Origin of the sequence: Paenibacillus sp. Dod16 (genome assembly GCF_049893405.1) — a bacterium.
GTDB lineage: Bacteria > Bacillota > Bacilli > Paenibacillales > Paenibacillaceae > Paenibacillus_AQ.
In genome coordinates, this window is sequence record NZ_JBNDYG010000011.1 from 66,422 (window position 1) to 91,934 (window position 25,513).

A 25,513-nucleotide genomic window follows, 5' to 3' on the forward strand; every position below is an offset into this window, starting at 1 on the left:
GCTGAGCACAAAAAAAGGCTTCGCCTCCGTGGGCGAAGCCTTTTGCAATTGTCTGGATCCTGCTTAGTCTTTAATCAAAGACAGAAATTCTGAACGCTGTGCAGAATCACTCTGGAAGGTACCGCGTACAGCTGACGTGACCGTTTTGCTGCCCGGCTTCTTCACACCGCGCGCGCACATGCACAGATGCTCGCCTTCCACAACGACCATCACGCCGTTTGGCTGCAGCGCCTCCACCATAATGTCAGCGATCTGCGAGGTGATGCGCTCCTGCACCTGAAGACGGCGGGTAACCGCCTCTACCAGACGCGCCAGCTTGCTCAAACCGGCGATTTTGCCGCTAGGGACATAACCGATATGGACTTTGCCAAAGAACGGCGCCATATGATGCTCGCACTGGCTGTAATATACGATATCCTTCACGATAACCAATTCCTCATGATTCTCGTCAAAGGTAACCCCGAGGACATCCTTGGGATCCACTTCGTATCCCGCAAAGATCTCCTCATACATCCGCGTTACACGGGCCGGTGTCTCAAGGAGTCCCTCACGCTGGGGATCTTCACCGATCAGTTTCAATATTTGCTCAACATGATACTCGATCTGCTCCCGGTTATCGCCTACTTTATTGTTCACATAATCCTTTACACCCGCCACGGTACATCCCCCTTTTTCGTTCCATAGAAAAAGCAAACGGTTAACTTATAGCCGCTGTTAGCGGCCTTTTTAAATAGAAATGCCCCTCCGTCATTTCATTTAGACGGGAGCGGGCTTTTTTTCATTATGATTTGCGTTTACGGCCTTGCCCTTTACCCGGCATAGGCTGATTTTTCATCATTTGCTGTGCGCGCTGCATTTGCTTGCTGTTCATGTTATAGCCCATTTGTTTTGCCATCTTCTGCAGCATTTGCGGATCGTTCTGCATCTTCTCCAATTGCTTGCGGAGATAAAATACGCCGATAAAAAATCCGCCAACCAGACCCACGATCAATGTAATAATCGGAATGACTATTTCCATCACTTGACCACCTTCTACTATACTAATATTTACCATTTAATGGCGCATATACGAACCTATCATAGCATGTCCTTTTCGCCACAGCAAATGAAAATAACGGATACATGGCAGCAAGCGGCCCTAGTCATGCATATTGTATCCTTTACGACCCTTTTCGGCCTGGCATAGCTCCTTCAATTGTTAACAGAGTGCGTTTGATCTCCGGCCCGCCGGCATATCCGATGAGAGCTCCGTCAGCACCTACCACACGATGACATGGCACGATGATCGGGACCGGGTTCTTGTTGTTCGCTCCGCCTACGGCACGAACCGCTTTAGGACGCCCGATGGATTCGGCTACATCCTTATAGGAACACACCGTTCCATAAGGAATGGACTTCAGCGCTTCCCACACCTGCAATTGGAATGAGGTTCCGCGCATGTCCAGCTGTACGTCGAACGCCTTTAGCTCCCCTGCAAAATACTGCTTCAACTGCGTGATCGCAGGAGCTAACCTTGCCTCGTCACGCTGGTAGCCGCCGTTACCGGCCCAGGTCCGTGACCACTGCTGGATGACCGCTTCCTTCACATAGAAGCTGCCAAATTCAATAAGACATAATCCCTTCTCCGTTGCGCAGACCGTCAGCGGTCCAATCGGAGATTGAAGTTCATCGTAATACAGCATTTCCGGTCCTCCTTCAGGGATGGCCATCGGCTCAACTCCCTGAATAACAGGACTCTCCTGTTCCGGTTTGTCCCCATTAGAGGAACCCGCAGCAGGAGTGCCAGCGGAAGAAGCATCAGCCGCAGCTCCGGCAGGCGCTTCTTTCTCACTCGGTGTATTCAGTTTATTCAAGGCTTGCTGCAGCATATCTCGTACTTGGGAATCCCCTTCTGATTTCATGCTTTTCTCTAAGTTGTTCAACGCTTCTTCGCCTCCAATACGGCCCAGAGCCCATGCAGCGGTTCCCCGCAGCTCCGGACGCGGGTCTTTCAGCAGTACCTCGCTCAGCTTCGGTACGGCTGAAATATCTTTAAAGTTGCCAAGCGCGATGACAGCATTGCGCTGAATCGGCTTTCGGCCGCGCCAAGCGGCCGAAGTATCTCCAAATGCCTCCTTGAATTCCCGGTTGGTCATATCCAGGATGGGCAGGAGCAGCGGCTTGGCTTTTTCAGGATCGGGCTTAAAGTCCTCTTGATGAGTCCAATTCTTGCCCCGGTTCTTCGGACAAACAATTTGACAGGTATCACAGCCGTACAGCCGGTTACCGATCTTGCGCATGGCTTCTTCGTCCAGAAACCCTTTGGTCTGGGTTAGAAAAGAAACGCAGCGCTGGGCATTCAGCTGCCCGGGACCGACAAGCGCGCCGGTTGGGCAAGCGTCAATGCACTTGGTGCACTCCCCGCAGTCCTCGGTTACCGGCGTATCCGGCGGAAACGGAATATTGGTTACCATTTCGCCGAGGAATATCCAGGAACCGAACTTCGGAGAGATGATGGCGCAGTTCTTAGCGCTAAAACCAATCCCCGCTCGCTGCGAAACCGCCCGGTCAACAAGCGCGCCCGTGTCCACCATACTTTCAAGCTTCGCATCCGGCACGCGTTCTTTAATGTATTCCTCCAGGCGGCTCATGGCCTCGCGGAGAACCTGATGATAATCCCTTCCCCATGCAGACCGCGCCATAATCCCCCTGTACTTGCCAGGCTCTGATTTAGGCGGGTTCTCCATCTTGGAGTGGTACGTTATTGCAATGGCGATCAGGGACTTCGGCTTCGTACCGGGAAGGGCCGGAGTAACCCGCTTATCCAGATCGGACTCCTCAAAGCCCGACTCATACCCTTTATCCCGATGGTTTTGCAATATTCCCTTCAAGGATTCGAACGGCTCCGCCGAAGCAAAGCCGATATCATCAATGCCAAGCTCCGGTGCAACGGTCTTAAGCTCCTGCTTAAGCTCCTCCCATACCGAAGGCGGAGGAGCATACGAGCCGAGTGTGTAGGTCATTCTCCAGCGCCTCCTTTCCTGGGATGATGTTCTGTCTTTTCAGCTACAGCTTTTTGATCTCGGACAACGGCCAGAAAATAAATTCAGCCCTGCCCACGATGTCGCTTTCCTTCACGCTGCCGAACATGCGGCTGTCCTTGCTCTTTCCAAGATGGCGGTTATCTCCCATAACGAAGTAGCGGCCCTCTTCCAGGGTTATGGGCTCAAAGCCCGGGTCCTCGATCGGGACATCGGTATATCCTTCCTGCTGTGCAACTCCGTTTACGTACAGCTTCTGGTCCTTTACCTCAATGGTGTCCCCAGGTACGCCAACGACACGCTTTACAAGAAACTCCTTCTTATCCGGGCCATCGCTCGGGTCCTTAAGCACAATGACATCGCCATGGCTCGGTTCGGCAAAGCGATATACCACTTTATTAATAAACAGCCGCTCCGATGCTACCAGTGTCGGCTGCATAGATTCACCTTTAACCATAGAAAGGTTGAACACAAACATATTTAGAAGCACCATAATAACAAATGCAATCGCAATCGTCTTTACCCAATCCCAAAGCTCGGCAGCCCAGCTGTTCTTCTTGCCAGGTTGATTCTGAGGTCCGTTGTTCTCGCCCTGCTCAGTTGAATCCGGAGAAATCACTTGTCCCATGCTACACCTACTTTACTTCGATTTCGCCTTCGGGTATCAAAGGCGGCACCTTCAAAAAAGGTACATTAATAGAAAAGCATATCTCCCACCCATTTGCAACGGCTGAAAGATATGCTTCATATCGAAAAAATGTCGTTTCTTATCTCTGTCGAAGCTTAAGGCCGCCGTTTGCGCCCGCTCGTATGTACCGCTCTCGTCATGACTACTATTGACCAAGGATACTGAGCTTCTGGAACGACCGCAGGATTTGGCTGGCACCGTATCCCATAGCTTCATAAAATGGCATGGCTGCGGCGTTGTGCTCGTCTCCGGCTACCATGATCCGACTGACTTTCCGTGATTGAAAACGCTGTTCCATTGCCGAAATCAATGCTTTGCCAATCCCTTTTCTGCGGTAGTCGGGATGAATGGCAATGCGGTAATAACAACCATGATTGCGTTCGATCGTACCGATTAAGGCACCAACGATTTCACCGTTTTCTTCAGCCACCATAATCAGATCGGAGTCCCAAGCAAGCTGTCTGGAGAAGGGCTCCATCGTGTTTTCGTAGCATTCTTCCGATAAAGCAATCTGCAGAAGCTCGGTTACGGGGTTACAGTCACTCAACTGAAAGGAACGAACATGCATTTCAAAATCTCCCTTTTCGTTAGCATGATGCGGTTTACCCGGTTTACAAAAATCTAGTATTCCGTTAACGCAAACCTGACATTTATATTACTACAAAAAACCCGAAAATCCTCTTTCCTTGTCCATTAAACCACATCTTTCTCGTAAATTCACGAGTTTTCTTCTGAAAGCGCTTTATATGAAGCGTTTTCATCTTTTTAGCTGGATAATATTCCATATTTTTGTTGAATAACAGGTTTGTTTCCTGCTGTTAAACCATTAGCTCACTGTTAAAATCACACCCATGAATTTCCAATCCTTTTCTTTCTGATTGAGATCTATATTTTAATAAAATAACCGGACTTTCCCAGTCCTGCCGTTGATATAGGCAAGTAAAAAAAACAACAGCGTTCTCTAGGCTATATGCCTTTGAGCAACGCTGTGTTTTCGTTCATGATATTTACTGGAGAACGACGGTGTCGCCCACTTTCAGCCCTGACACAACCTCGACTTTATCCAGCGTTTGCAAGCCGGTCTCGATATCCTGCCGTTCAATCTGGCCGCCTCCCTTGTCCACCATGACGTAGGAGGTGCCTCCGTCCGTCATAACGGCAAGTTTAGGAACCACAACCGCCTTATCTTTTCGTTTGGTTACAATATCTCCGTTCAGCGTCAGCCCGCCGATCAAACGATCTTCCTTCGGCAGCGAGATGATCACCTTAAACTGTGGCGTCTGGGAGGTTTGCTTCTCCTGAGCCGTCGTCTCGGCAAATTTGGCCACTTCCAGCACCTTTCCCTTCAGCTTTAGATCCTTGATGGACGGCAGCTTTACTTCAACCGCCATGTCCTGCTTAATGCTGAATATATCGTTTTCCCCGACATATGCCACTAATCGAAGAGAATCCAGGTCGACGATTTTGCCGATATACTGGTTCGCCGTCACCGATTGCGGCCGCTGCTGCGTCGGATCGAACAGAAACAGGCCTGTTGCAGGTGATAGGTATGTAGCTTTCTTCAGCCTGTCATTCAAGTCGGCCAGCGTCTGGCGTTCAATATCGTTGGTAACCTCGTTCAGCTGACTGCTCAGCCGAGCATTTTCCTGGTCTGCCAGCATTTTAAGGCGCTCGGCCTCCGTTCCTAACGCCGGGGCGTTATCGAGGTCCTGATTTAACGTGAACTCCTTCAGCTCCTGCTCCAGCTTCCGCTTCTGCAGCTCGGCTTCCTTCTGCTGAAGCTGCTGGCGAATGGCCGTTTGCTCCAATTTAAAAAGCGCATCGCCTTTCTTGATCTGCTGGCCGTTCTCTACGTTCCAAGACTCCACTTTCGCTTCAAAAGGTGCGTACACATTGGTCTCCCGCCCGTATTCGGACGTTCCCTTGACCTGCACGGTCGAGACGATGCTTTCCTCGGTTACGGGAAATGAGATGACCTGCGGCTCTTCCATCATGGGAATCTCGGGTTCTTTCGGTTTCACCTGTCCATATCCCCAATATCCCACCAAGCCCAGCACGGCAACGATAACCGTCCATTTTATGATTTTTTTTATCATACCGATTTAGCTTCCTTTCCGAAACTCATTATCCTAATCCCGCTTGATGGCCAGAAGTGCGTTCGTTCTTGCTGCACTGATCGCCGGATAGATCCCCGAGAAGATTCCGGTCATCACGGCGAATGCAATGCCGATCGGCAGCGTCTCCAGCGTAACCGCAATTTGCAGCCCAGACATGCCCGCCGAAGCCATAATGAATGAATTTAGTCCCTTGATGATCAAAAATGCGAATACGATGCCAAGCAATCCGCCAAGCAAACCGAGCAGGCTGGCTTCTACGATGAACATGTTGCGGATTTGCGGCATATTCGCTCCCAGAACCTTCATGATGCCGATTTGTCTGCGGCGCTGATGCGTAGACATCGTCATCGCTACGATGATCGATATCGAGGCCAATAACAGGATAAATACGCCGATGCCGAGAGCGATCGCTTTGAATGTATCCAATTGGGAAGCGACCTGATCACGCATAGCCAGATTGTCGCTAGCATTAAGCGCAAGCTTTGAGATCAATTCCTCGAGCGGTTTAATATGCTGCAGATCATCCACTTTGACGGTTAGGCTATCGTATACCCGCTGTTTCGAAGCTGTCCCATTTTGCAGTTTCAAACTATTTGTTAGCCATTCCGCCGTATCAAAGGAAATATAGGCCTGACGATCGTAGATCGCAAACTGGGCATCTCTCCCTGTAGGCACGTCCAGCACGCCTCCAACATAAAGCTGCGGGCTAAGCTGTTTCTTGTCACCGTCCATCTGCTCCAGCTGAATATTTTTACCGTTCATTTCCGATACGGTGCTCTCATACATCTGATATTCTTCCCATATCTTCGGATTGTTGGGATCGGTATTGATCATATTCATCAATCTTTCGCTCGTCTCTGCATCCTTCCATCCGGTTGTTGCCCCGTAATTGAGCACCATAGCACCGATCTGATCAAGCGGCCCGCCTTCCTTGAACCTGTTACCCTGCTCTTTGAGCTTTGACAGGTCCACGGCCACCACGTTGAAGCCGTCGTTGATCAGGTTGTCGGACGAAATGGCTCTAAAATACCCGAGCTGCTTAGTGGCTATAACGGATTTGACATGATCAAAGCCCTGAATCACCTGAACCTTATCATCTGTCAGCAATCCACGGTCTGCTCCGACCGCGGGGCCGCTGCCTTCCCCTTGCCCGCTTGAGCCCTGCGGAGTCACCGTAATTTCGTCAAGCTTCATGCCGCCTATAATTTCCGTCTCCAAATAATTTTGGGCGCCGTTGCCAATGCTGATCGCTACGATAATAGCCGCGCATCCAATTGAAATACCGGTCATGCACAGGGCTGTCACCACTTTACGGCGTTTGATCTGTCCCCATGCCAGCCGTATGCTGTCTAAAATTATCAGCTGACCTCACCTGCCTCCTCCGCATGAACCGGGACCCCAGACAGGGACGAAGGGGCGTTTGGCCCCCGTTGTCCTGCTGCTGGGGTTGTATAGTTTTCCGGCTGAACCAAATAACCGTCACGGAGCATAATCGTTTTTTTCATTTGAGCAGCGACTTCCATCTCATGGGTAACGATGACAAACGTCGTTTTCATGGACTCATTCAGCGCCATCATAATTCGGATAATTTCCTCTTCCGTCTTGGTGTCCAGGTTCCCCGTCGGCTCGTCCGCAAAAATTACGGAAGGCTCGGTAATCAACGAGCGCGCAATACTGACGCGCTGCTGCTGTCCGCCTGACAGCTGGGACGGGTACAGTGAAGCCTTATCGCCGATCCCCGTCATCTCCAGCAGCTCCATCGCTTTCTTGCGGCGCTTGGACGGAGAAACGGATTGAAAGACCAGTGGAAGCTCCACGTTCTCCCGAACCGTGAGCGTCGGGATCAGCTCATAGGCCTGAAAAATAAATCCGATATGCTTGCGCCGGAAGACAGCAAGCTTGTTTTCCCCGTATTTGACAATATCCTGATCGGCAATATAAATATGGCCTTCCGTCGGCTTCATCAGTCCTGCCATTAAGTTGAGCAGCGTGGACTTGCCCGACCCGGAACTGCCCAGCAGGGCAATCATCTCTCCCTTCTGGACTTCGAACTGGATATTATGGAGCACCTTTAACACTTCGTTACCGTTCTTAAAGCTGTGCGATACATTTTCCAAACGCAACATGTTCGCTATTCCTTTCCGGTTCTTAATTTAACTCTCCTCGTCAGGAACTGCAGTAGGCGTGAATATCAGATTGTAGCTTTGGCTGCCGAGCGTGATCCGCTCATTCTGGAATTCGTCCACCAGGGTTAAGTTAAACCAACCGCCGCGAAGTTTTTTGTATTGCTCATCCGACAGCTCCATCGACACCGACCGGGTGCCCGGCACCTGGATATCGGTACCTGGCGTGAGCGTACGCTCTTGTGTCTGTCCGAGGCTGTCTTTGATGATTAAAATCAACTTGTGGCCGGAGTCCGCCGCAACGATGCTCTCGCTGCGTTTTACATCAAACGTGATATTCAGCGGAATGGAAGAACTGCCCTCCTGCAGATGTCCTACCGCTTTCGTAACCGAAACGTGGTAAGGATACCAATCGAGGTTCGTCAGTCCGGAGCTTACGGCTGGTCTGATCGGATTCAGCATCAATTTTTTCACGCCCATGACACCGGTAGCGTCTTTACCCGTCTCCGCAAGCTTGCTTCCGGTCATTGCCGTACCCAGAGCAAGCCCCAGTTCGCTTGCAGCCCCCTTCGGCACTCTGGCCCAAAAGACGATCGACTGCTTGGATCCCGGCTGAAGCGAGGCTTCCGGCTGAATGGTTTCTGCTTCGTAGATCTTGCCATCCGTGCTTTGGAAATACCCCTTCAGCACTGCTGCTTGAACGCGGCGCTGTTCATTGCTGGTCAGCAAGAACTCGGAATAGACAATATCGGAGTCCACGCCTTCATAGATGACCGTCCGCCGTTCCTGCGCCTCTGCGCGCTTACCAATCGCGGTAACCGTATACGGCTTCCCTTTCTCCAAGGTGCTGATCGACTGCGTCATGCCGGACGTGGTCATGGTAAGGAACGACGTTTTGGCTGTATCCTGCTGCGTAAACAGCTCAAAGCGGAGCGAACGGATATCCTTGGTATAAGGGATTCGCGCCATGACATATACCTCGGTTGATGACCCCGGGGGAATCAGGGAACCCTGCTCCTCCGCAATAACCTCCGAACCGGCCAGCGTCGTTTTTTCGTCCGCTGTGACGTTTACTTTAAGCTCAGGCAGCGGCAGCGATTTGGATTCCTGGGTATTCCGCAGACGCAGCTTCGCAACGATCAGATCCTGATCCTGCCATGGCAGACGCTGCATGGATTCCAGCGTGTACGCAAATCCTTTGGCCGTCTGCGCGTCGTACTCCACGCCGATCGATGATTTGCGTTCCGTTTGGTAAGGGATGGCAAAATATGCAATCGGCAGGGTCAATGACTCCTGGACCTCGGTGGTCGTCTCACTGCCCGGTTCGCCCGAGCTCGCCGGCGGATTGGATGAGCTGACAGGGCCAGGTGCCCCGATCATTTGCAGCTTCAACCGGTCCTGCTTGAGATCAAGCGGAAGTGTTATTTCCATCACCATCGTTTTCTCTTCCCCGGGACGGAGTGTCAAACCCGCCTTGTTATCCGGAGTGTAAGGATGGAAGGAGCCTTCGGATGCTTTAATCGCATACTCGTAGGCCGGAATTTCCACCGATTTTTTCCCTTTGTTCTTGAAGGCCATCTCGATATTCCATATGCCCTGTCCCCCGGCGGCGCGCAGCGAAGCCTGGCGGATTTTGGCATCGACCGGAATGCCCTTGATGGTCAACTTCTTGGCCGCGCCAGCCGCGACATCCCACTTTGGTGCTGTTGCCGCAGGCAGCTTGAAGGATGCGACCGGCAACGACAGCTTCAGCGTTTCATCGTTTTCGGTCCACAAGAAACGCAAACCGGTCGTTTTAAGATAGGAGGGAACTTCTGTTATGTAATAAACCAGTTTCTTTTCTTTCGGCTGAACAGGCACACCCTCGGCTCCTGCCTCATGACGCAGAAGGAATGAACTGCCACTTCCCGTCACCAAATACGGTTCGAACCCGCGGTCATTCCATACCTTTCCGCCATGGTTCGTCATATACATCCCGACTTTGGCGATGACCTTCCCGTCGTACTTGATGATCTCCAGTGATTCAGCCTGTACGGTAACCGGACTGCCGCCAAGTTGCAGCTTGGAGCTCGAACCGGATGGTACGGCGGCTGAATAGTTGGCCGGCATCCTGTACGTTCCGACACGTTGCAGGTAGCCTTTGACCTGCGGATTCCATACGTCCATCACCAGCTTCATGCCGGACAAGGAGCTGCTATCGGTCTTCGCATAGTAGGTTACACTCAGGCTTTGACCGGGTTCTACCTTCTTCTTGGTAAGATCCTTGGAAATGGGATTGGCTGCCGTCACGGAACCGCCGGGAAGCACCACCTTGGGAAAATAAGATACCAGGCGCGCTGCGCTTTTCCCTCCGTTTTTATAAATCAGTGTAAATACCGCCACATTCGTGCCGGTTTGCTGCCATATGTCGGCATGGTCAAGCTTTGCCGTGACGTTGTTGCCAAGTTTCACGCTCCAGGCGAGCGCTGCACCCTTCTGCGCAGTCGACTTCGTGATTTGCGATGGCTGCGTCTTAGATGCTGCAGCTTCCACTTGCGGTGCCGCAGCCAGAATGGCAGCCATCAGAATGGCAGCCACTCTGAGCTTTGTACTATTCATGTTATGTACCGACCCCTTTCTACCTCGACATATCCCTTGTATATCGACGTTTAATCATAGATTTGTTCAAGACTATATATATAACGACAAATTTCAAAGAAAAGTTTTCCATTAATATTCATTGCGCTGAAACAACGTTCCATCGTGCAAGAAATTAGCCCTCTGTCGACTTTTCAAACATAAAAGTTGATTTAATCACCCAAAACGGTTTAATATATGTAGTGTAGCCGGATTACATATTACGTTGTTCCGGGATGATAAAGACTTCCTGATGAAGGAAGACCCTTTCATCATAACCAAAAACTAAATTTACAGGAGGTTTTTACTATGGCATTTCAATTACCAGCACTTCCTTACGCTAACGACGCGCTCGAGCCTCATATCGACGCACAAACGATGGAGATCCACCATGATCGCCACCATAATACCTACGTAACCAACTTGAACGCTGCTCTTGAGAACGCTCCTGAGCTTCAAGGCAAATCCCTTGAGGATCTAATCGCTAACCTTGACGCTGTACCGGAAAGCATCCGCACAGCGGTTCGCAACAACGGCGGCGGCCATGCTAACCACTCCCTGTTCTGGGAAGTTATCGGACCAAACGGCGGCGGACAACCGACTGGCGCATTGGCTGATGCCATCAACAGCGAGCTCGGCGGTTTCGATAAATTCAAAGAAGATTTCGCAAAAGCGGCTACAACTCGTTTTGGCAGCGGCTGGGCTTGGCTCGTTGTTAAAGACGGCAAACTGGCAGTAACCAGCACACCAAACCAAGACAGCCCGATCATGGATGGTCAAACTCCTCTCCTCGGCCTGGACGTTTGGGAGCATGCTTACTACCTGAAGTATCAAAACAAACGCCCTGATTACATTTCCGCATTCTGGAATGTAGTAAACTGGGAAGAAGTCGGCAAACGTTACGATAACGCGAAATAATATCGCTTAACTAAAAACCGATATCATACCAAAAAAGGCTGCTTTCAGCTGTAGACCCTGTCTACCGCGAAAGCAGCCTTTTTATATCAATATCATGCTGTTACATTTCAAGGGGATTTTCGGCTTCAAGATGAGAAATACGAGTTCAGAATCCGAATGAACACATTCGGAAATGCGTAACGTTCCATGTCATGAACGTGAATCCAGCGAAAGTTCTCCTCCCCTGTCTCATAAGCCGCTGCACTCTCTGCTGCTTGCAGGGCTGCCGGCGGAACCTCGTGCCACTTACAGCGGTACACGCCCATATTCCATTGAATATGGCTAAAGGTATGCTCAGCGTCCATCACATGGCCGATCGGCAGAACCGGAACCCCTTCTTCCAGTAGGGCATCCCTCAATCGGTTCATCGTTGTCTCCTCCGACATCGCGGCCGGTACGCCGCTCCCTTCGGTCGATACAATTACATGCGGCAGCTCCCACATCCCTGCCAATAAACCGGTGGATGGACGCTTACGGATCAGAATCTTCCCTTCGTGCACGCCGGTGCCCTCTACAATCGCCGTAAGGCGGTATTCAGGACGCGGCGGCTTGGCCTTCGTCTTAATAGGAAGGGACTCCTCTTTGCCCTCAAACCGCGCTGTACAATGCTCCATCACCGGACATACCAGACATTTAGGAGACTTCGGCGTACAGATCAACGCCCCCAGTTCCATCAGCGCCTGAGTGAAATCCGATGCTCGCCCGTCCGGAACCAGCGTCAGCACCAGATCCTCCATCTTGGTCCGGGTTTTCACCTTCATAATATCTTCTTCAATCAAAAAATAGCGGGACAGCACACGCATGACGTTACCGTCCACTGCTGCGGCAGGAATGTTAAATGCGATGCTGCGAATGGCACCCGAGGTATATGGACCAATGCCTTTAAGTCCCGACACTTCTTCTTTGCCGCTCGGCATAACGCCACCATACTGCTCTGTCACCTGCCTGGCGGCAGCCTGAAGGTTGCGTGCCCGGGAATAATAGCCGAGGCCCTCCCAGCATTTCAATACATCGTCCTCCGGCGCATCCGCAAGCGACTGAATCGTTGGAAACCGTTCGATAAACCGGTGGAAGTAAGGAATTACCGTGTCCACCCGGGTCTGCTGCAGCATAATTTCAGATACCCATATATAGTAGGGATCGCGGTGCCTGCGCCATGGCAAATCCCTTTTGTTGATCTCATACCAATCCAGCAGCTCGTGGCTGAAGTATTGTTTGTGTTCCTTGTTATACATCTATAAGTAATCTCCTTCGTTATCCTTACTTAAATCTTCTCAACCACGGCAAAAGCGGAAGCCAGCGTGGCCTGATGCGAAATCGTCAAATGAATCGCATAATGGGCGGACTCCTCCATTCCAAGGCGGTCCCAGGCTTCCTGGGATAAACGTGCCTCAGGCCTGCCAAGAGCACCCGGCAGCACTTCGATGTCACGAAACCCGATTACACCCCCGATTCCGGAGCCAAAGGCTTTGGATATCGCCTCTTTGGCAGCAAAGCGCCCGGCAACAAACTCCGTGCGTTTCGCCCCCTTGCCGGCGGCAATGACCTGCTCGCCCTGCGTAAGCACGCGCTGCATGAACCTCTCTCCATGCGGGCCTGTCATTAACATCTCCATTCGCTTCATGTCCAGCACGTCATGTCCGATTCCGTAGATCACAATCGTCCGCTCTCCTTCATGGATCCAGTCTTCCTGTCCAAAAAAATATACTCCTACTTATTGTATCAGTCGATGTACCTCAACGCGAGACCAACAGTGTTACAACAACATGAATTAAATAAAATTGTTGTGTTTCAAATTTTATCCATATAGACTGTACAAAATAGCATGATTGAGGGGGAAGCATATTATGGGCTCATTGATTTATCACGTTGCCGTTTCGCTTGACTATTTTATCGCAGATCAAGCCATGATGGATGGGAGGATCGACCGCACTCTCTTTTTATTCGATGGGGAGCATGTTCCGGACTTCTTGGCAGAGATTCAGGAGTTTGAGGCTGTGCTGATGGGCGGTAAAACCTATGAGTTTGGATTTAAGATGGGGGCTAAGCCGGGTGAACCTGGTTACAAAGGACTCAAACATTATATATTCTCACGGTCATTAGAATTCGAATCCAATGATGAAGTTGAGTTAGTCAAGGAGGACGCCATCCCGTACATCCATAATCTCAAACAACGGACAGACGGTAAGCTCTGGCTGTGCGGCGGCGGGGAATTGGCAGGAAGCCTGCTTCAGCATCAACTGATCGATCAGCTTGTCTTAAAGGTCAACCCGGTAATAGTTGGTGACGGCGTTCCGTTGTTCGGCAGTGTCAAACCCCGGCTAAGACTCGAACTGGTCGATATGAAGCAATATGCCAACGGCGTTCTCAAACCGACCTACAACATCATGTATACCTAACCTAGTGCCTCGCTAAATAAATAGCCTTCCGGAGGGTATTTCTCCGGAAGGCTATTTGCTGGGTATTCGTATGTTAGATGCCTGGAATCGTATTGCGCTTGTGCGCGGTTTTATTGTAATAGCTCTCGAGCTTCTGCTGAACATCAGGATTGATCGTCTTGCCTTCCAGATAATCGCTGTTATCCTCGTAGCTGATTCCGAGCTCTTTCTCGTCTGTCTGACCTTCCCAAAGGCCGGCAGAAGGCGCTTTGTCCAGAATCGATTGCGGAACCCCCAAATAGGATGCGAGCATCCGAACCTGACGCTTGTTCAGGGAACTCAGCGGCGTAATGTCCACTGCTCCATCGCCCCACTTGGTATAGAAGCCGGTAATCGCCTCGGAAGCATGATCCGTGCCGACCACGATCAAATTCTGTTCGAATGCCAGCGCATATTGTACCACCATACGCACCCTTGCTTTCACATTGCCTTTGCCGGGAATGCTCATATGCTTATGGACGCCGATATTCTTCAGGCCATGCTCTACCTCCAGTGCAACCTCGTTCACGGCTTCCTCGATATTGGTCTCGACGGTATATTTCAAATCGAAGGCCTTCGCCGTGGCGTAGCTGTCGGAAATATCAGCCTGCTCGCCGTATGGCTGGAACACCCCTAGTGTCTTGTATTCCTTACCGGTCTCCTCCGTAAGCTCGTCAGTAGCCCGTTTGCACAGACCGGCAGCCACCGCCGAATCAATCCCGCCGCTAATGGCGATCAGCAATCCGGAAGTACCCGAGTTCTTCACATAGGTTTTCAGAAAATTAACGCGCTTGCGTACCTCTTCCTCCACATTAATGGTAGGTTTGACACCCAGTTCGGCGATAATTTGTTCTTGTAGGCTCATGATAGATGACTCCTTTCAGTATGTTCTCTCTTTTATGAAGTGCTGTGCTCCTATAACAAAAGCCCCGCGGCTTCGGAATATGCCGAATGCTTCGGGGCCTATGTAACTGCCGGATTATTGGCAGTAGCGATTGAATGCGTCGGTCAAATCCGCCGCGATTTCTTCTGCAGAACGATTCTCCACTTGATGACGCTCAATAAAATGCACCAATTCTCCGTCCTTCAACAGCGCAATCGATGGGGAGGATGGAGGATACGGAGCAAAATACTCGCGGGCTTTCGCCGTTGCTTCCTTATCCTGTCCGGCGAACACGGTATACAAATGATCCGGCTTCACCTGATTCTCAAGCGCTATAGCTACACCAGGACGTGCTTGCCCAGCTGCGCATCCGCATACGGAGTTTACAACGACCAGCGTTGTACCTTTCGCTGCCGGAAGCACTTCCTCCACCTCTTCAGGCGTTGTCAGCTCCTTGATTCCCAAGCTAGTCAGCTCATCCCGCATCGGTTGAACCATATCGCGCATATATCGGTCAAAAGACATACCCATAACTGCTTCACTCCTTATATAAACAAGATTGTTCGAATTATAACAGCTCATCGATATCTATATTATACAATCCTAAAGAGTGAAAGCAAGAAAATACAAAACGAGCAGCATCACAAAATAGGATACCGCCCGTCTTTCATTGTTTCATTCTTTGAACTAGGTAGCAGGATAGTTTACCCCATCTTTTTTCTTGTCAACGATGGGCTCGCCACGGCGCTCTTTGTTTTCACGCTCCTGCTGCTCCTGTTGTTTGGAATCATTTTTACTCATCCGAATCCCTCCTTTACCCTAAGCTCTACCTTAGAATGCCTAATTACCAATCCGTTTATTCGGAAGCGGCAGCGCTCTCGGTTTCCGGTAAGCTTTGCAGGTAAGAGTGGACGGGAAAGGAAATAATGAAAACCGTTCCTTCCCCTAGCCTCGACTTCACATCAATGGTCCCGTGATGACGCTGTACAATGCTCATGCACAGGGCAAGTCCCAGCCCCGTTCCCTTGCTCTTCGTCGTAAAGAAAGGCTCAAACAAACGCTCCAGCTCATTCTCGGAGATGCCGATTCCCGTATCCGCAACATAAAGCAGGACCTGATCCCCATCGACCCGGGTTTCGATCGTCAACGTCCCCTTGTCGTCCATAGCCTCCATCCCGTTTCGGCACAGGTTCAGAATCAGCTGTTTCATCTCCTTGGCATTCAGATGCAGATGGGGAATTTCGGTTCCGAGTTTCAGCTCAATGCTCTGGCCGCGCAAATTCGCGTCAGCCCACAAGAGGGGACTGAGCTCATGTATAATGTCATGCAGGTGACACTCTTCTTTTTCTGCAACCCGGTTTTGGGCGAGGGATAAAAAATCGCTGATGATACCGTTAGCCCGATCGAGCTCCTCCATGACAATCCGGTAATAATGGTCCAGCGTATCCGGACTCTTCTCCTGCATCAGCTGCAAGAATCCACGCACGACAGCCATCGGATTGCGAATTTCATGGGTAATGCTTGCCGCCATTTGGCCAACCAAACTTAAACGCTCTACATTAATAAATTCCGTCCGAAGCCGCTCCAGCTCCGTAATATCTTCCATAATACCTACCGCACCCAAGATGTCGCCGTTCTCGTTATGTATAAGCGGATAAATGCCCGTGGAATACACCCTAGTAGCGCTTCGCATAATCTCACCGGTGCTTTCGATTCCATCTATCGCTCTATGAAACCGACTGCGCAGATGTTCTTTTTGAATCATGCCATCTAATAAGTCAAACAACGGTCTGCCGATCACATCCTTGGTCGACAGATTGGGAAACACGTTTCGAAAGCTGCGGATAAGCGGTTGATTAAAGGCGATGATATTGCCGCTTCGATCTACCGCGACCATCCCTAAAGGAATCATCTCCATCATTTTGGTTAACGATGACCACTCTCTGTTCTTCACATCATATTGGCCCGCGCCCAGACGCTCATTGGTTAATTCGATCCAATACACAATCATTCCAGAATAAAAAATGCCGATCAGCATATACAAAATGGTCACCAATATCGTATCCGGATTCAGAGCATCATTCTTAACCTTTCCTTCAATCGCGTGGGAGGCTACAATAATCAGCATGGCCGGAATAAGCGCGCTCCACAGCCAACAAATCTTCTCGGTCATGGAGCCTTTCCTGAAATTAGAGGTGATCCAAGGTAATAGCGAATATCCCAGAACCAGCATATTCAGGATGAGGCCGATCGTGGACCAACCATTAATCAGCCCTTGGCTTGTGATATACACAGCTGCAAGAAATAGCCCTGAACGACGACCTCCATATAATATGCCTAAAAATAACGGAATTACCCCAAGGTTGATCGGTACGTAATAATCGTTCATGGCCGAGATCAAGACACATAATACAGTGCTGATTCCGCATGCAATGACAATATGTTTGCGAAATCGAAGCAGATCATCCGGATTCTTCTTGTTCAGGCACTTTAGATGTCTGTCGAGGAGAAGCGGCAGATGAAAGATGAGTGTACCAGACAGCAAAACTTGCAGCAAAATATCTTTCCATAGGCTCAGCACAGTGATCGATCACCTCAATTGGACGACGCATCTAATATTTCTGATTAAAGCATAGGCGACATCATATTACAATATCTTGTAATTTCTCTTTCGAAGCCCGGGTAAACTACATCCTATGTCCTATTCATGAGGTTTGGGATAATTCGCAAAAATCCTATATAATAAGATTCATCTATTAATTGATATACCCCCAAAGGAGCTATGAGCAAACATGCTTGAATATGATATTATTGTCGTCGGCGGCGGACCTTCCGGATTGATGTCCTGTGTTGCGGCAGGGGAAAGAGGAGCTTCCGTTCTGCTGATTGACAAAGGAGATAAACTAGGCCGTAAACTTGGCATATCGGGCGGCGGAAGATGCAATGTGACGAATGCCAAAGAACAGGATGAATTGATTGCCAACATCCCGGGAAACGGCCGTTTTCTATATAGTGCTTTTCAGCATTGGAACAATAAGGATATCATGTCTTTTTTCGAGGGCCTTGGCATTCGCCTCAAAGAAGAAGACAATGGGCGCATGTTTCCTGTGACGGATAAAGCCTCCAGTGTCGTGAATGCCTTGATTGGCAAAGTGAAGGAGCTCGGTACCGACATCCGGACAAACAGTCCGGTGAAAAAAGTTCTCTATGAGAACGGCCGAACGGCCGGGATCGAACTGAAATCCGGGGAAGTGATCAAGTCTTCCTGCGTGATCATTGCAACCGGCGGACAGTCTGTACCGCAAACCGGTTCGACGGGGGACGGGTATCCTTGGGCTGAGGCGGCAGGACATACGATCACGGAGCTGTATCCAACCGAAGTGCCTATCGTCTCCACCGAGCCTTTTATTGCCTCTAAAGAGCTGCAAGGTTTGTCACTGCGGGATGTGGAGCTCTCCGTCTGGAATCCGAAAGGAAAAAAAGTGATTGCCCACCGGGGAGATATGCTGTTCACCCATTTCGGGGTGTCCGGTCCGATCGCGCTGCGCTGCAGTCAGTTCATCCGCCAGGTGCAGCGGAAGTTTGATATCGTAAATGTGGACATGGCCATCGATATGTTCCCCGATCGCTCTCAAGCTGAGCTTGAGGCCGATCTCAAAGGACGGCTGGAGGATGAGCCGAGAAAAAGCATCAAAAACGTGCTCAAGGGCATGCTGCCGGAACGAATGATCCCCCTGCTGCTATCCAAGTCCTCCATCGACAGCGACATGATCTGCAGCGGTATCTCCAAAACGGCGCTGACAACCTTTATCTCGATTCTAAAAAAGTTCACGTTCCGCGCGTCGGGCACCCGTTCGCTGAAGGAAGCCTTCGTGACAGGCGGCGGCGTCAGCCTCAAGGAAATCCAGCCCAAAAGCATGGAATCCAAGCTGATGCCCGGCCTCTTCTTCTGCGGTGAAATTCTGGATATTCACGGATACACCGGCGGTTACAATATTACGGCCGCCTTTKCAACCGGTTATACGGCAGGCAAGCATGCTGCCGAAGCAGCAGCGGTAAGTAAATCATAAGAAAAACGTCGATCGACGTACTTTCACAGATGACAGACCGCAGTTAGATGAAGTTTTTCTTGCGATATCAGGAAGTGTCACTAGCTTCGAAGTTTATACTTTCTGATATCTATAAGAAAAACGTCGATCGACGTACTTTCACAGATGACAGACCGCAGTTAGATGAGGTTTTTCTTGCGATATCAGGAAGTCACTAGCTTCGAAGTTTATACTTTCTGATATCTATAAGAAAAACGTCGATCGACGTACTTTCACAGATGACAGACCGCAGTTAGATGAAGTTTTTCTTGCGATATCAGGAAGTCACTAGCTTCGAAGTTTATACTTTCTGATATCTTGAATAAAAGCGCGCTGTATGCCCCATCCCTTGGAGCATTCCAGCGCGCTTTTTATTATTCTTGTGGGTGTCTCTCCTCTTTGTAGACCGGCCAAGACATAAGCGATGGCGCAACCATGACTGCCAGCACAGTCAGTGCAAGCACGGCGAGCCATCCCATTCCCCCTTGCAAAAGCGTTAGCCCAGCCACGAGCGAATAAAGAAATGCGGGAAGAGCGAGCAAGGTTCGGACCGCGAGGACGCCAGCCGTACGATGCTGCTGATTCGTAAACGGGAGCACCTGCATAAACTCGGCTTTGGCGAACACCGCCCATCTTGTATTCAGCCAATACGACATCATCAATACCAGAGCAAGGTATACGATGATTTTGATGATCGGCGGCGGCAGCCAGACAGCCGGAATGCCGACCAGCGTAATCTGAATGTACAATAACAAGCTCTCAGGGTGGCGCAAAATCGCCTTTAACCCCGCATCGGCCAACCTCTTCTCCACTGTACCTTTGAACAATCGGCCGGACTTGCGCATAAACCAGGTCTTGCTTCGTACACTTGGTGGTTTGCCGACGGCTTGAACGAGCAGCTTCTCCGTCAACTGGACCCTTGTCTTCGCATCCTCACGCGCATCTGCGATGAAGGTTCCTTGCATGGCAAGCCGCTTGCGGCTAAGAAGAAACAGCACCATAAGCAGAATCAAGGCAGCTGCCCACAATACAGCATAGGACTCAAGCCAAAATGTAACAAGCAGCGCTAACAGTCCGAATGAGAGCCAGCGTACGAGATAAGTCATTCCATGTTTCCGCCAGCCTTTATAGCTGGAGCGAATCATAGCGGTTAATAAATTCGCGCACCAGGCGCATACAGCCGTCATCATCAGCAAGGTCACCAGGGCAATGCCGGTTATCTCATGTTCCCTGACCAGAATTGGCAACGCAAGCACAGTAACGACCAATCCCTTGATCGCTGAGACCGTATGACTGTATGCCATGCCCCTGATCATTAACCCCTTCATCCAGCCTCGCTGCTGGCGAAGAAACAATACGTCAGCCTCTTCCAGGAACAGCAGCACTCTGCCTGAGAACATAAAGAGCAGAAGACCTACCACCGCCTGCAGCGGGAAGAACTGTGCCCATCCGGGAAGCGGGCTCGTCCATAACTCGCGGTAGAGCCCGCCTCCCAGCAGCAGACCCGGAACAATGATATACAGCATTACGATCCAGTCGACCACGGTTGCCAGATTGTCGCGTTGATTCTTCCAATGAGCGGTCACCCTTCGCCAAAAGAGGGAGCCCGGATGGCTAAAATGATAGGATCGATCCATGTCCATTCCCTCCCTCATGTCAGCGCATCGAAACAATCAAACAACGATGCGCCGGGAAGATCAGCGGCCTGGCGGATTTGATCCAACGTGCCCTCCGAGGCAATCCGGCCTGCGGATATGAGCACAAAGCGATCGCAAATTTTCTCTGCAGTATCCAGCACATGGGTGGACATCAATACGCCGGCTCCACGACTTCTCTCCTCAAGCAGCAGATTCAAGAAATCTCGGGTGGCTCGGGGATCCAATCCAATAAACGGTTCATCTACAATATAGACGTCCGGCTTGGAGAGAAATCCGATCATCAGCATCATCTTCTGCTTCATTCCTTTGGAGAAGCCTCCCGGCAGTTCATTGCGCACCGGCTCCATTCCAAACTGACGGAGAAGCTGATCGGCCTGTCTCTCGAAATGTTCATCATCCATTCCAAATGCAGCAGCCGCTAAATCCAAATGCTCCCACAGCGTCAAATCCTCATAAAACACCGGCTGCTCGGGAACGTAAGCATATCGGGGAGGCTGACCTGCAATAAAGACGTCGGCTTTACTATCTTTAAGCAGCCCCAGCACCGTCTTAATGGTTGTGCTCTTTCCGGCTCCATTCGGACCGATCAACCCCAGCAGTTCGCCGGGTGCCACTTGAAACGATATATCCCGTATGCGCGGGCGGCCTGGTTCGTAACCCGCCTGCTGAATCTCCACCTTCAGTACCGGTTCGGTACCCCATTCATTCTCTTGAATCTTATGCATCCTAACACCCCATCCGTTAATCCTTATCTCAGTATTACGCAGATGGACAAAGATTCGTTGCATTTAGCAAAACATTCATTTAAATCCCTCTGATTCCGGCTTATCGAGCTGGAGGTGTAGTTGATACGAGCGGAGAATGAAAATGTTTCGGCCGGATTGTGACAAATCACATGTTGAATTTACTCATTTCAGCGTAATCTTAGATTTGAAGTAATTCAGGACATGAGTCCATATCAAAGGCGGGAGAATGTATGAAGGTGTCACATGAACGCGATACACAGCTTGCTATGCACCTGTATCGGGTGTTTGCCAAGTCATTCAAGAGCGTCAACGAACATGTCGTGAATAATAGTAAAATCGAAGGCTTTAATCCAACTTCATTTGCCGTAATGGAAGTACTGTTCTATAAAGGCCGCCAGCCCATCCAGCAGATCGGGGCACAGCTGCTCCTGCAGAGCGGAAACGTAACCTATGTAGTTGATAAGCTCGTTGAAAAAGGTTATGTGCGCCGCAAACCCTGTCCCGAGGACAGAAGAGTCATTTACGCCGAGCTGACTCCGCCCGGAGAGCAATTAATGCAGAAGCTATACCCCCTGCATGAACGACACATCGAGCATGCCCTGGGTGGATTGGATGAGGAAGAGAAACATCAACTCATTGGGCTTCTGAGTAAAATGGGGAAACATGCGGAACAGGTACAAATCGTGCGCCAGTAGAGCTGACAAACAAAGAGAAGAACCCTTTCTCCTTCTTGGAATCAGGGTTCTTCTTGTTAAATACACTCAGTCTTTAAAGCCTTCCAAGGCAATAGTCGGCTTCCCGTCCGCCTGCCAGGCTCCCTTGATGTATCCCGCATTGTATCCCGGCGCTGCTTCAGGCTCCCAGTAGAACACGCCCAGCCCCGTACCTCCCGCTAAGCCTCTTACCTTGGTCTTAATGCTCTGGATAAAGCTCTTGGCTGCCGCGGGCTGATTGTAATCCATGCCGATTTCGCTGATCATGATGCTTTTCCCATATCTGGCGGTCATGTCTTTGGCATTGGCAATCGTTTGATCGACCTTCGATGACCAATCGCCTGCTTCCGGGTACAGCGACATGCCGATAATATCAAAGTTCGCGCCGTTGCTGATCAAGCCGCCAATGTTCCACTTGAACAATTCATTGTCGTAGCCATTCGATAAATGAACGATCGTCTTGGTCTGGCTGCTGACGGACTTCACTGCATTATGCCCCGTATTGACGAGCCAGGCGTAATTCTTCATGTTCGCCAAAGCTTTGCCATCCTCCCACAGCATCCCGTTGTTGGTTTCGTTGCCGACCTGTACCCAATCCGGCGTCACGCCCTTATTCTTCATGGTGTTCATCACATAGACGGTATGGGAATAGACCGCATCCATCAGCTGCTGAAAGGTAAAATTACGCCAGGCATACGGCTTGTTCTGCTGTCCCGGGTCCGCCCAGGAATCGCTGTAATGCAGCGTAAGCATAATGCTCATGCCTTTATTCTTGGCACGCTGGGCCAGCTCGGCGGCTTTTTCCGCATTCAGATAGCCGTTCATGTAATCATTCATATTGGGATTGACCCAGACTCGAATCCGGGCGGAATTGATCTGGTAATCGTTCTTCAGAATGTCCAGAATATCGCGCTGAACCCCTGTCTTGTCCTTCCACTTATATCCTTGAGCTTCCATACCGGGAACCCAGCTGATGTCCGCTCCTTTTGCAAAGGCAGGCGCCGCCTCGGCGGCGCCGTTACCCGAAAAGCCAAACGTTAACGCAAGCATTGACACGCAAAGAAACATCCTGAACCAAACTCCTTTCGCGACTCCAGTCATTACGATACCTCCTGGTTTTCGTTCACTGCGCAAGTGCCCCCCTATTGTAAGCGCTCTCCAAATGAAGCCACAGGGCATAATGCCAACATTTCCGGTCCTTTTCCAAGCAAAATGAACCCCGTGCGCAAGAGGGCGAAATGTCAGATCCGGTGCGGATAAGACGATCCTATGGTATAGACAAAAGAGCTACGCTGTATATGAAGCAAGGACAGGCACCTTACGAAGGCACCTGTCCCTGGAAGAGGCATGTTTTGTAAACGAATCGGAGCATCGAATGCTAAGACGGCTTACGAAATCCCGCCTTTTATGATCACCTTCACTCCATAAGGAACCAACACAAGTTCAGCCCCTATGGCTTCGCCTGAAATAAAATCGCTGTACCGGGTTCCGTCCAGCGTGACCCGCTTCGCTTCGCCAGAGAAGTTCATCACGAAAATGTAGTCCGACTCTCCATCTGTACGAATGGACGAGCTTACGCCCGGAGGCAGCTCCACCGGCAGCGCCCGGCGGACGCCTGTCTGTTCAACGAGCTTCCTGTAAAAATCGGAATGAAAAGGCTCCTTGTTCCGGGAGGCGATATAATAGGCCCGGCCCTTCCCCAGCTGATTGACCGTCAATGCTGGCCGTCCCGCATAGAAATCGGACCGATAAACGGCCAGCGCCTCCGCCGTCTCCAGATGAATGAGGTCGCAGAGCTCAATGGCTTCATAAGCTTTGGCCAAGCCAAGCCCCCCTCCGTCATTCGTTACGATCCCATTGACATCGTGATCATGCAGAGCATCGATTTCTTCCGACCATACGCCAAGCGTCTTACGGAGGGGGCCCGGAAATCCGCCAAGGAAGCAAAGGTCAAACTCGTCGACGATTCCCGACCAATACGTTGCAACAAACGTGCCGCCCGCTTCCACAAATTGTTGAATCCGCTCGCCCACGCCTGGGCGCACCATATACAGCATGGGCGCTACCAAAAGTTTATATCCGGAGAAGTCCTGCTCCATATCGATGACGTCGATCGGGACTCCCAACTTCCATAAAGCCCGGTAATGCTCTTGCACGGTCTCTTCATACTTGACTCCCTTGTTCCGGGGACCCTGGGCATCGTTGATGGCCCAGCGGTTCTCCCAGTCAAAAATGACCGCCGCTTCAGCCGGAATGCCCGTTCCTACAACGGCATCCATCTTCTTGAGATAGTCCCCGACCTCGGCCACATCGCTGAACACCCGGGTGTGTTCATGACCGACATGATCGACGACGGCGCCGTGCAGCTTCTCGCTCGATCCCCTGCTCTTGCGCCATTGAAAATATTGCACCGTATCCGAACCATGGGCAACGGCTTGCATGGAAGACAGCAAATGCATACCCGGACGCTTCAGCTTGCTCACCGGCTGCCAGTTGGTCAGACTTGGCGTGCTCTCCATCAGCATCCAAGGCTGTCCGCCTTTGATCGAGCGGATAATATCATGCATCATGGCAACGCGGGCTGCCTGCACGGCCTCATCCCCGCCCTGATCATGCCAGGTCGGATAGCTGTCCCAAGATACCACGTCCAGCAGATCAGCGAACTTCCAGTAATTCAGTCCTTCAAAATATTCCATCAGGTTGGTCGTAACCGGAAGGGATGGATTGACCCTGCGGAGGGGTTCAATTTCATGACGGATGAAATCCGCCGTCTGATCGGTTACAAACCGTCTCCAATCCAGGTTCATTCCATGGACCTGCGTCTCACCGTGCGGTGCTGGGGATTCGATCTGGCTCCATTTCGTAATCGTGTGACTCCAGAACGAAGTCCACCAGGCATGGTTCAGCTCATCCAGCGTTCTATACTTTGACTGCAGCCAGGACCGGAATGCGTCCTGACAATAGTCGCAATGGCAATCGCCGCCAAACTCATTCGAGATATGCCAGCCGATTACAGCTGGATGATTGCCGTACCGCTCCGCAAGCTTCCTGTTGATCGTATGGACCTTCTCCCGATAGACCGGCGAAGTATAACAATGATTATGCCGGAAACCGTGCAGGTTACGGACCCGTCTCTCGCTTACGCGCAGCACCTCAGGATACTTCTCCGACATCCAGGCCGGTCTTGCGCCGCTTGGCGTTGCCAGAAAAGCAAAAATTCCATTGGCGGCAAAGCGGTCCAATACGGCGTCAAGCCAATCAAACGTGAACACGCCTTCCTCGGGCTCCAAGGAAACCCATGAAAATATGCCAACGGACATCACATTGCAATTCGCCAGCTTCATCAGCCGGATATCCTCTTCGAGGACTTCGGGATAACGAAGCCATTGCTCCGGATTATAATCGGCTCCATGCAGCATGTGCGGAACGCGCGAGCTAATCGGATTAAACGTTCGTTTCATAGTAGGTTAAACCTCCTGTTTCCTGT

Annotated in this window: 22 protein-coding genes; 4 read left to right on the top strand and 18 right to left on the bottom strand. The window is 50.8% G+C overall.

What is annotated here, in order from left to right; all coding sequences use genetic code 11:
- Positions 1 to 63: 63 nt before the first annotated feature.
- The 9 genes from folE to ACPV3A_RS11080 form a co-directional block, all read right to left on the bottom strand.
- Entirely contained in the window at positions 64 to 657 is a 594-nt protein-coding gene (gene folE, locus ACPV3A_RS11040; RefSeq protein WP_071220880.1) for a GTP cyclohydrolase I FolE, read from the bottom strand.
- A 124-nt stretch (positions 658 to 781) separates the two neighbouring features.
- Positions 782 to 1,018 (bottom strand): YneF family protein, encoded by a 237-nt coding sequence (locus ACPV3A_RS11045; protein WP_426199564.1) that lies wholly within the window; start codon positions 1,016 to 1,018, stop codon positions 782 to 784.
- A gap of 142 nt (positions 1,019 to 1,160) precedes the next feature.
- Positions 1,161 to 3,002, bottom strand: coding sequence for a tRNA epoxyqueuosine(34) reductase QueG (gene queG, locus ACPV3A_RS11050; protein WP_260069321.1), 1,842 nt, complete (start codon positions 3,000 to 3,002; stop codon positions 1,161 to 1,163).
- A 43-nt stretch (positions 3,003 to 3,045) separates the two neighbouring features.
- The gene (gene lepB / locus ACPV3A_RS11055) at positions 3,046 to 3,648 is read right to left on the bottom strand and encodes a signal peptidase I (RefSeq protein WP_194540903.1); all 603 of its coding nucleotides are present in this window, start codon (positions 3,646 to 3,648) and stop codon (positions 3,046 to 3,048) included.
- Between the two features lie 205 nt (positions 3,649 to 3,853).
- The gene (locus ACPV3A_RS11060) at positions 3,854 to 4,276 is read right to left on the bottom strand and encodes a GNAT family N-acetyltransferase (protein WP_012819018.1); all 423 of its coding nucleotides are present in this window, start codon (positions 4,274 to 4,276) and stop codon (positions 3,854 to 3,856) included.
- Positions 4,277 to 4,715: 439 nt separating this feature from the next.
- Positions 4,716 to 5,804, bottom strand: a complete 1,089-nt coding sequence (locus ACPV3A_RS11065) for an efflux RND transporter periplasmic adaptor subunit (RefSeq protein WP_426199568.1) — start codon at positions 5,802 to 5,804, stop codon at positions 4,716 to 4,718.
- 33 nt (positions 5,805 to 5,837) lie between these two features.
- Entirely contained in the window at positions 5,838 to 7,115 is a 1,278-nt protein-coding gene (locus ACPV3A_RS11070; protein ID WP_233354744.1) for an ABC transporter permease, read from the bottom strand.
- Between the two features lie 68 nt (positions 7,116 to 7,183).
- The gene (locus ACPV3A_RS11075) at positions 7,184 to 7,951 is read right to left on the bottom strand and encodes an ABC transporter ATP-binding protein (protein WP_220686568.1); all 768 of its coding nucleotides are present in this window, start codon (positions 7,949 to 7,951) and stop codon (positions 7,184 to 7,186) included.
- Between the two features lie 27 nt (positions 7,952 to 7,978).
- Complete coding sequence (locus tag ACPV3A_RS11080; protein WP_426199571.1) at positions 7,979 to 10,546, bottom strand: hypothetical protein; 2,568 nt, start codon at positions 10,544 to 10,546, stop codon at positions 7,979 to 7,981.
- A gap of 327 nt (positions 10,547 to 10,873) precedes the next feature.
- Here ACPV3A_RS11080 and ACPV3A_RS11085 point away from each other — a divergent pair, with 327 nt between their 5' ends.
- On the top strand, positions 10,874 to 11,482 hold the full coding sequence (locus tag ACPV3A_RS11085) for a superoxide dismutase (RefSeq protein ID WP_326097347.1): 609 nt from the start codon (positions 10,874 to 10,876) through the stop codon (positions 11,480 to 11,482).
- A gap of 125 nt (positions 11,483 to 11,607) precedes the next feature.
- Here the strand turns inward: ACPV3A_RS11085 and mutY are convergent, their stop codons facing one another.
- A complete protein-coding gene (gene mutY, locus ACPV3A_RS11090; protein ID WP_426199573.1) occupies positions 11,608 to 12,756 on the bottom strand; it encodes an A/G-specific adenine glycosylase in 1,149 nt (382 codons plus the stop codon).
- 29 nt (positions 12,757 to 12,785) lie between these two features.
- Complete coding sequence (gene acpS / locus ACPV3A_RS11095; RefSeq protein ID WP_220686571.1) at positions 12,786 to 13,178, bottom strand: holo-ACP synthase; 393 nt, start codon at positions 13,176 to 13,178, stop codon at positions 12,786 to 12,788.
- A gap of 190 nt (positions 13,179 to 13,368) precedes the next feature.
- Here acpS and ACPV3A_RS11100 point away from each other — a divergent pair, with 190 nt between their 5' ends.
- Positions 13,369 to 13,920: a dihydrofolate reductase family protein gene (locus tag ACPV3A_RS11100; RefSeq protein WP_194540896.1), complete on the top strand. Its 552-nt coding sequence runs from the start codon at positions 13,369 to 13,371 to the stop codon at positions 13,918 to 13,920.
- A 73-nt stretch (positions 13,921 to 13,993) separates the two neighbouring features.
- On the opposite strand, the gene nadE is transcribed toward ACPV3A_RS11100, so the two are convergent.
- The 3 genes from nadE to ACPV3A_RS11115 form a co-directional block, all read right to left on the bottom strand.
- A complete protein-coding gene (gene nadE / locus ACPV3A_RS11105; protein ID WP_339221611.1) occupies positions 13,994 to 14,803 on the bottom strand; it encodes an ammonia-dependent NAD(+) synthetase in 810 nt (269 codons plus the stop codon).
- 114 nt (positions 14,804 to 14,917) lie between these two features.
- Positions 14,918 to 15,352 (bottom strand): BrxA/BrxB family bacilliredoxin, encoded by a 435-nt coding sequence (locus ACPV3A_RS11110; RefSeq protein WP_071220893.1) that lies wholly within the window; start codon positions 15,350 to 15,352, stop codon positions 14,918 to 14,920.
- Positions 15,353 to 15,677: 325 nt separating this feature from the next.
- Entirely contained in the window at positions 15,678 to 17,402 is a 1,725-nt protein-coding gene (locus tag ACPV3A_RS11115; RefSeq protein ID WP_194540894.1) for a two-component system sensor histidine kinase NtrB, read from the bottom strand.
- A gap of 211 nt (positions 17,403 to 17,613) precedes the next feature.
- Here ACPV3A_RS11115 and ACPV3A_RS11120 point away from each other — a divergent pair, with 211 nt between their 5' ends.
- On the top strand, positions 17,614 to 18,891 hold the full coding sequence (locus ACPV3A_RS11120) for an NAD(P)/FAD-dependent oxidoreductase (RefSeq protein WP_426199578.1): 1,278 nt from the start codon (positions 17,614 to 17,616) through the stop codon (positions 18,889 to 18,891).
- A 392-nt stretch (positions 18,892 to 19,283) separates the two neighbouring features.
- Here the strand turns inward: ACPV3A_RS11120 and ACPV3A_RS11125 are convergent, their stop codons facing one another.
- Together ACPV3A_RS11125 and ACPV3A_RS11130 are read right to left on the bottom strand one after the other, a co-directional pair.
- The gene (locus tag ACPV3A_RS11125; protein ID WP_426199580.1) at positions 19,284 to 20,546 is read right to left on the bottom strand and encodes an ABC transporter permease; all 1,263 of its coding nucleotides are present in this window, start codon (positions 20,544 to 20,546) and stop codon (positions 19,284 to 19,286) included.
- 14 nt (positions 20,547 to 20,560) lie between these two features.
- Positions 20,561 to 21,292, bottom strand: a complete 732-nt coding sequence (locus tag ACPV3A_RS11130; protein WP_426199582.1) for an ABC transporter ATP-binding protein — start codon at positions 21,290 to 21,292, stop codon at positions 20,561 to 20,563.
- Between the two features lie 251 nt (positions 21,293 to 21,543).
- Here ACPV3A_RS11130 and ACPV3A_RS11135 point away from each other — a divergent pair, with 251 nt between their 5' ends.
- Positions 21,544 to 22,008, top strand: coding sequence for a MarR family winged helix-turn-helix transcriptional regulator (locus tag ACPV3A_RS11135; protein WP_194540890.1), 465 nt, complete (start codon positions 21,544 to 21,546; stop codon positions 22,006 to 22,008).
- A 66-nt stretch (positions 22,009 to 22,074) separates the two neighbouring features.
- Here ACPV3A_RS11135 and ACPV3A_RS11140 read toward each other — a convergent pair whose 3' ends face one another.
- Positions 22,075 to 23,076 carry a glycoside hydrolase family 53 protein gene (locus tag ACPV3A_RS11140; RefSeq protein ID WP_426199678.1) on the bottom strand — a complete coding sequence of 334 codons (1,002 nt, stop codon included), beginning with the start codon at positions 23,074 to 23,076 and terminating at the stop codon, positions 22,075 to 22,077.
- A 338-nt stretch (positions 23,077 to 23,414) separates the two neighbouring features.
- Entirely contained in the window at positions 23,415 to 25,487 is a 2,073-nt protein-coding gene (locus tag ACPV3A_RS11145; protein ID WP_426199585.1) for a beta-galactosidase, read from the bottom strand.
- Between the last annotated feature and the right edge of the window lie 26 nt (positions 25,488 to 25,513).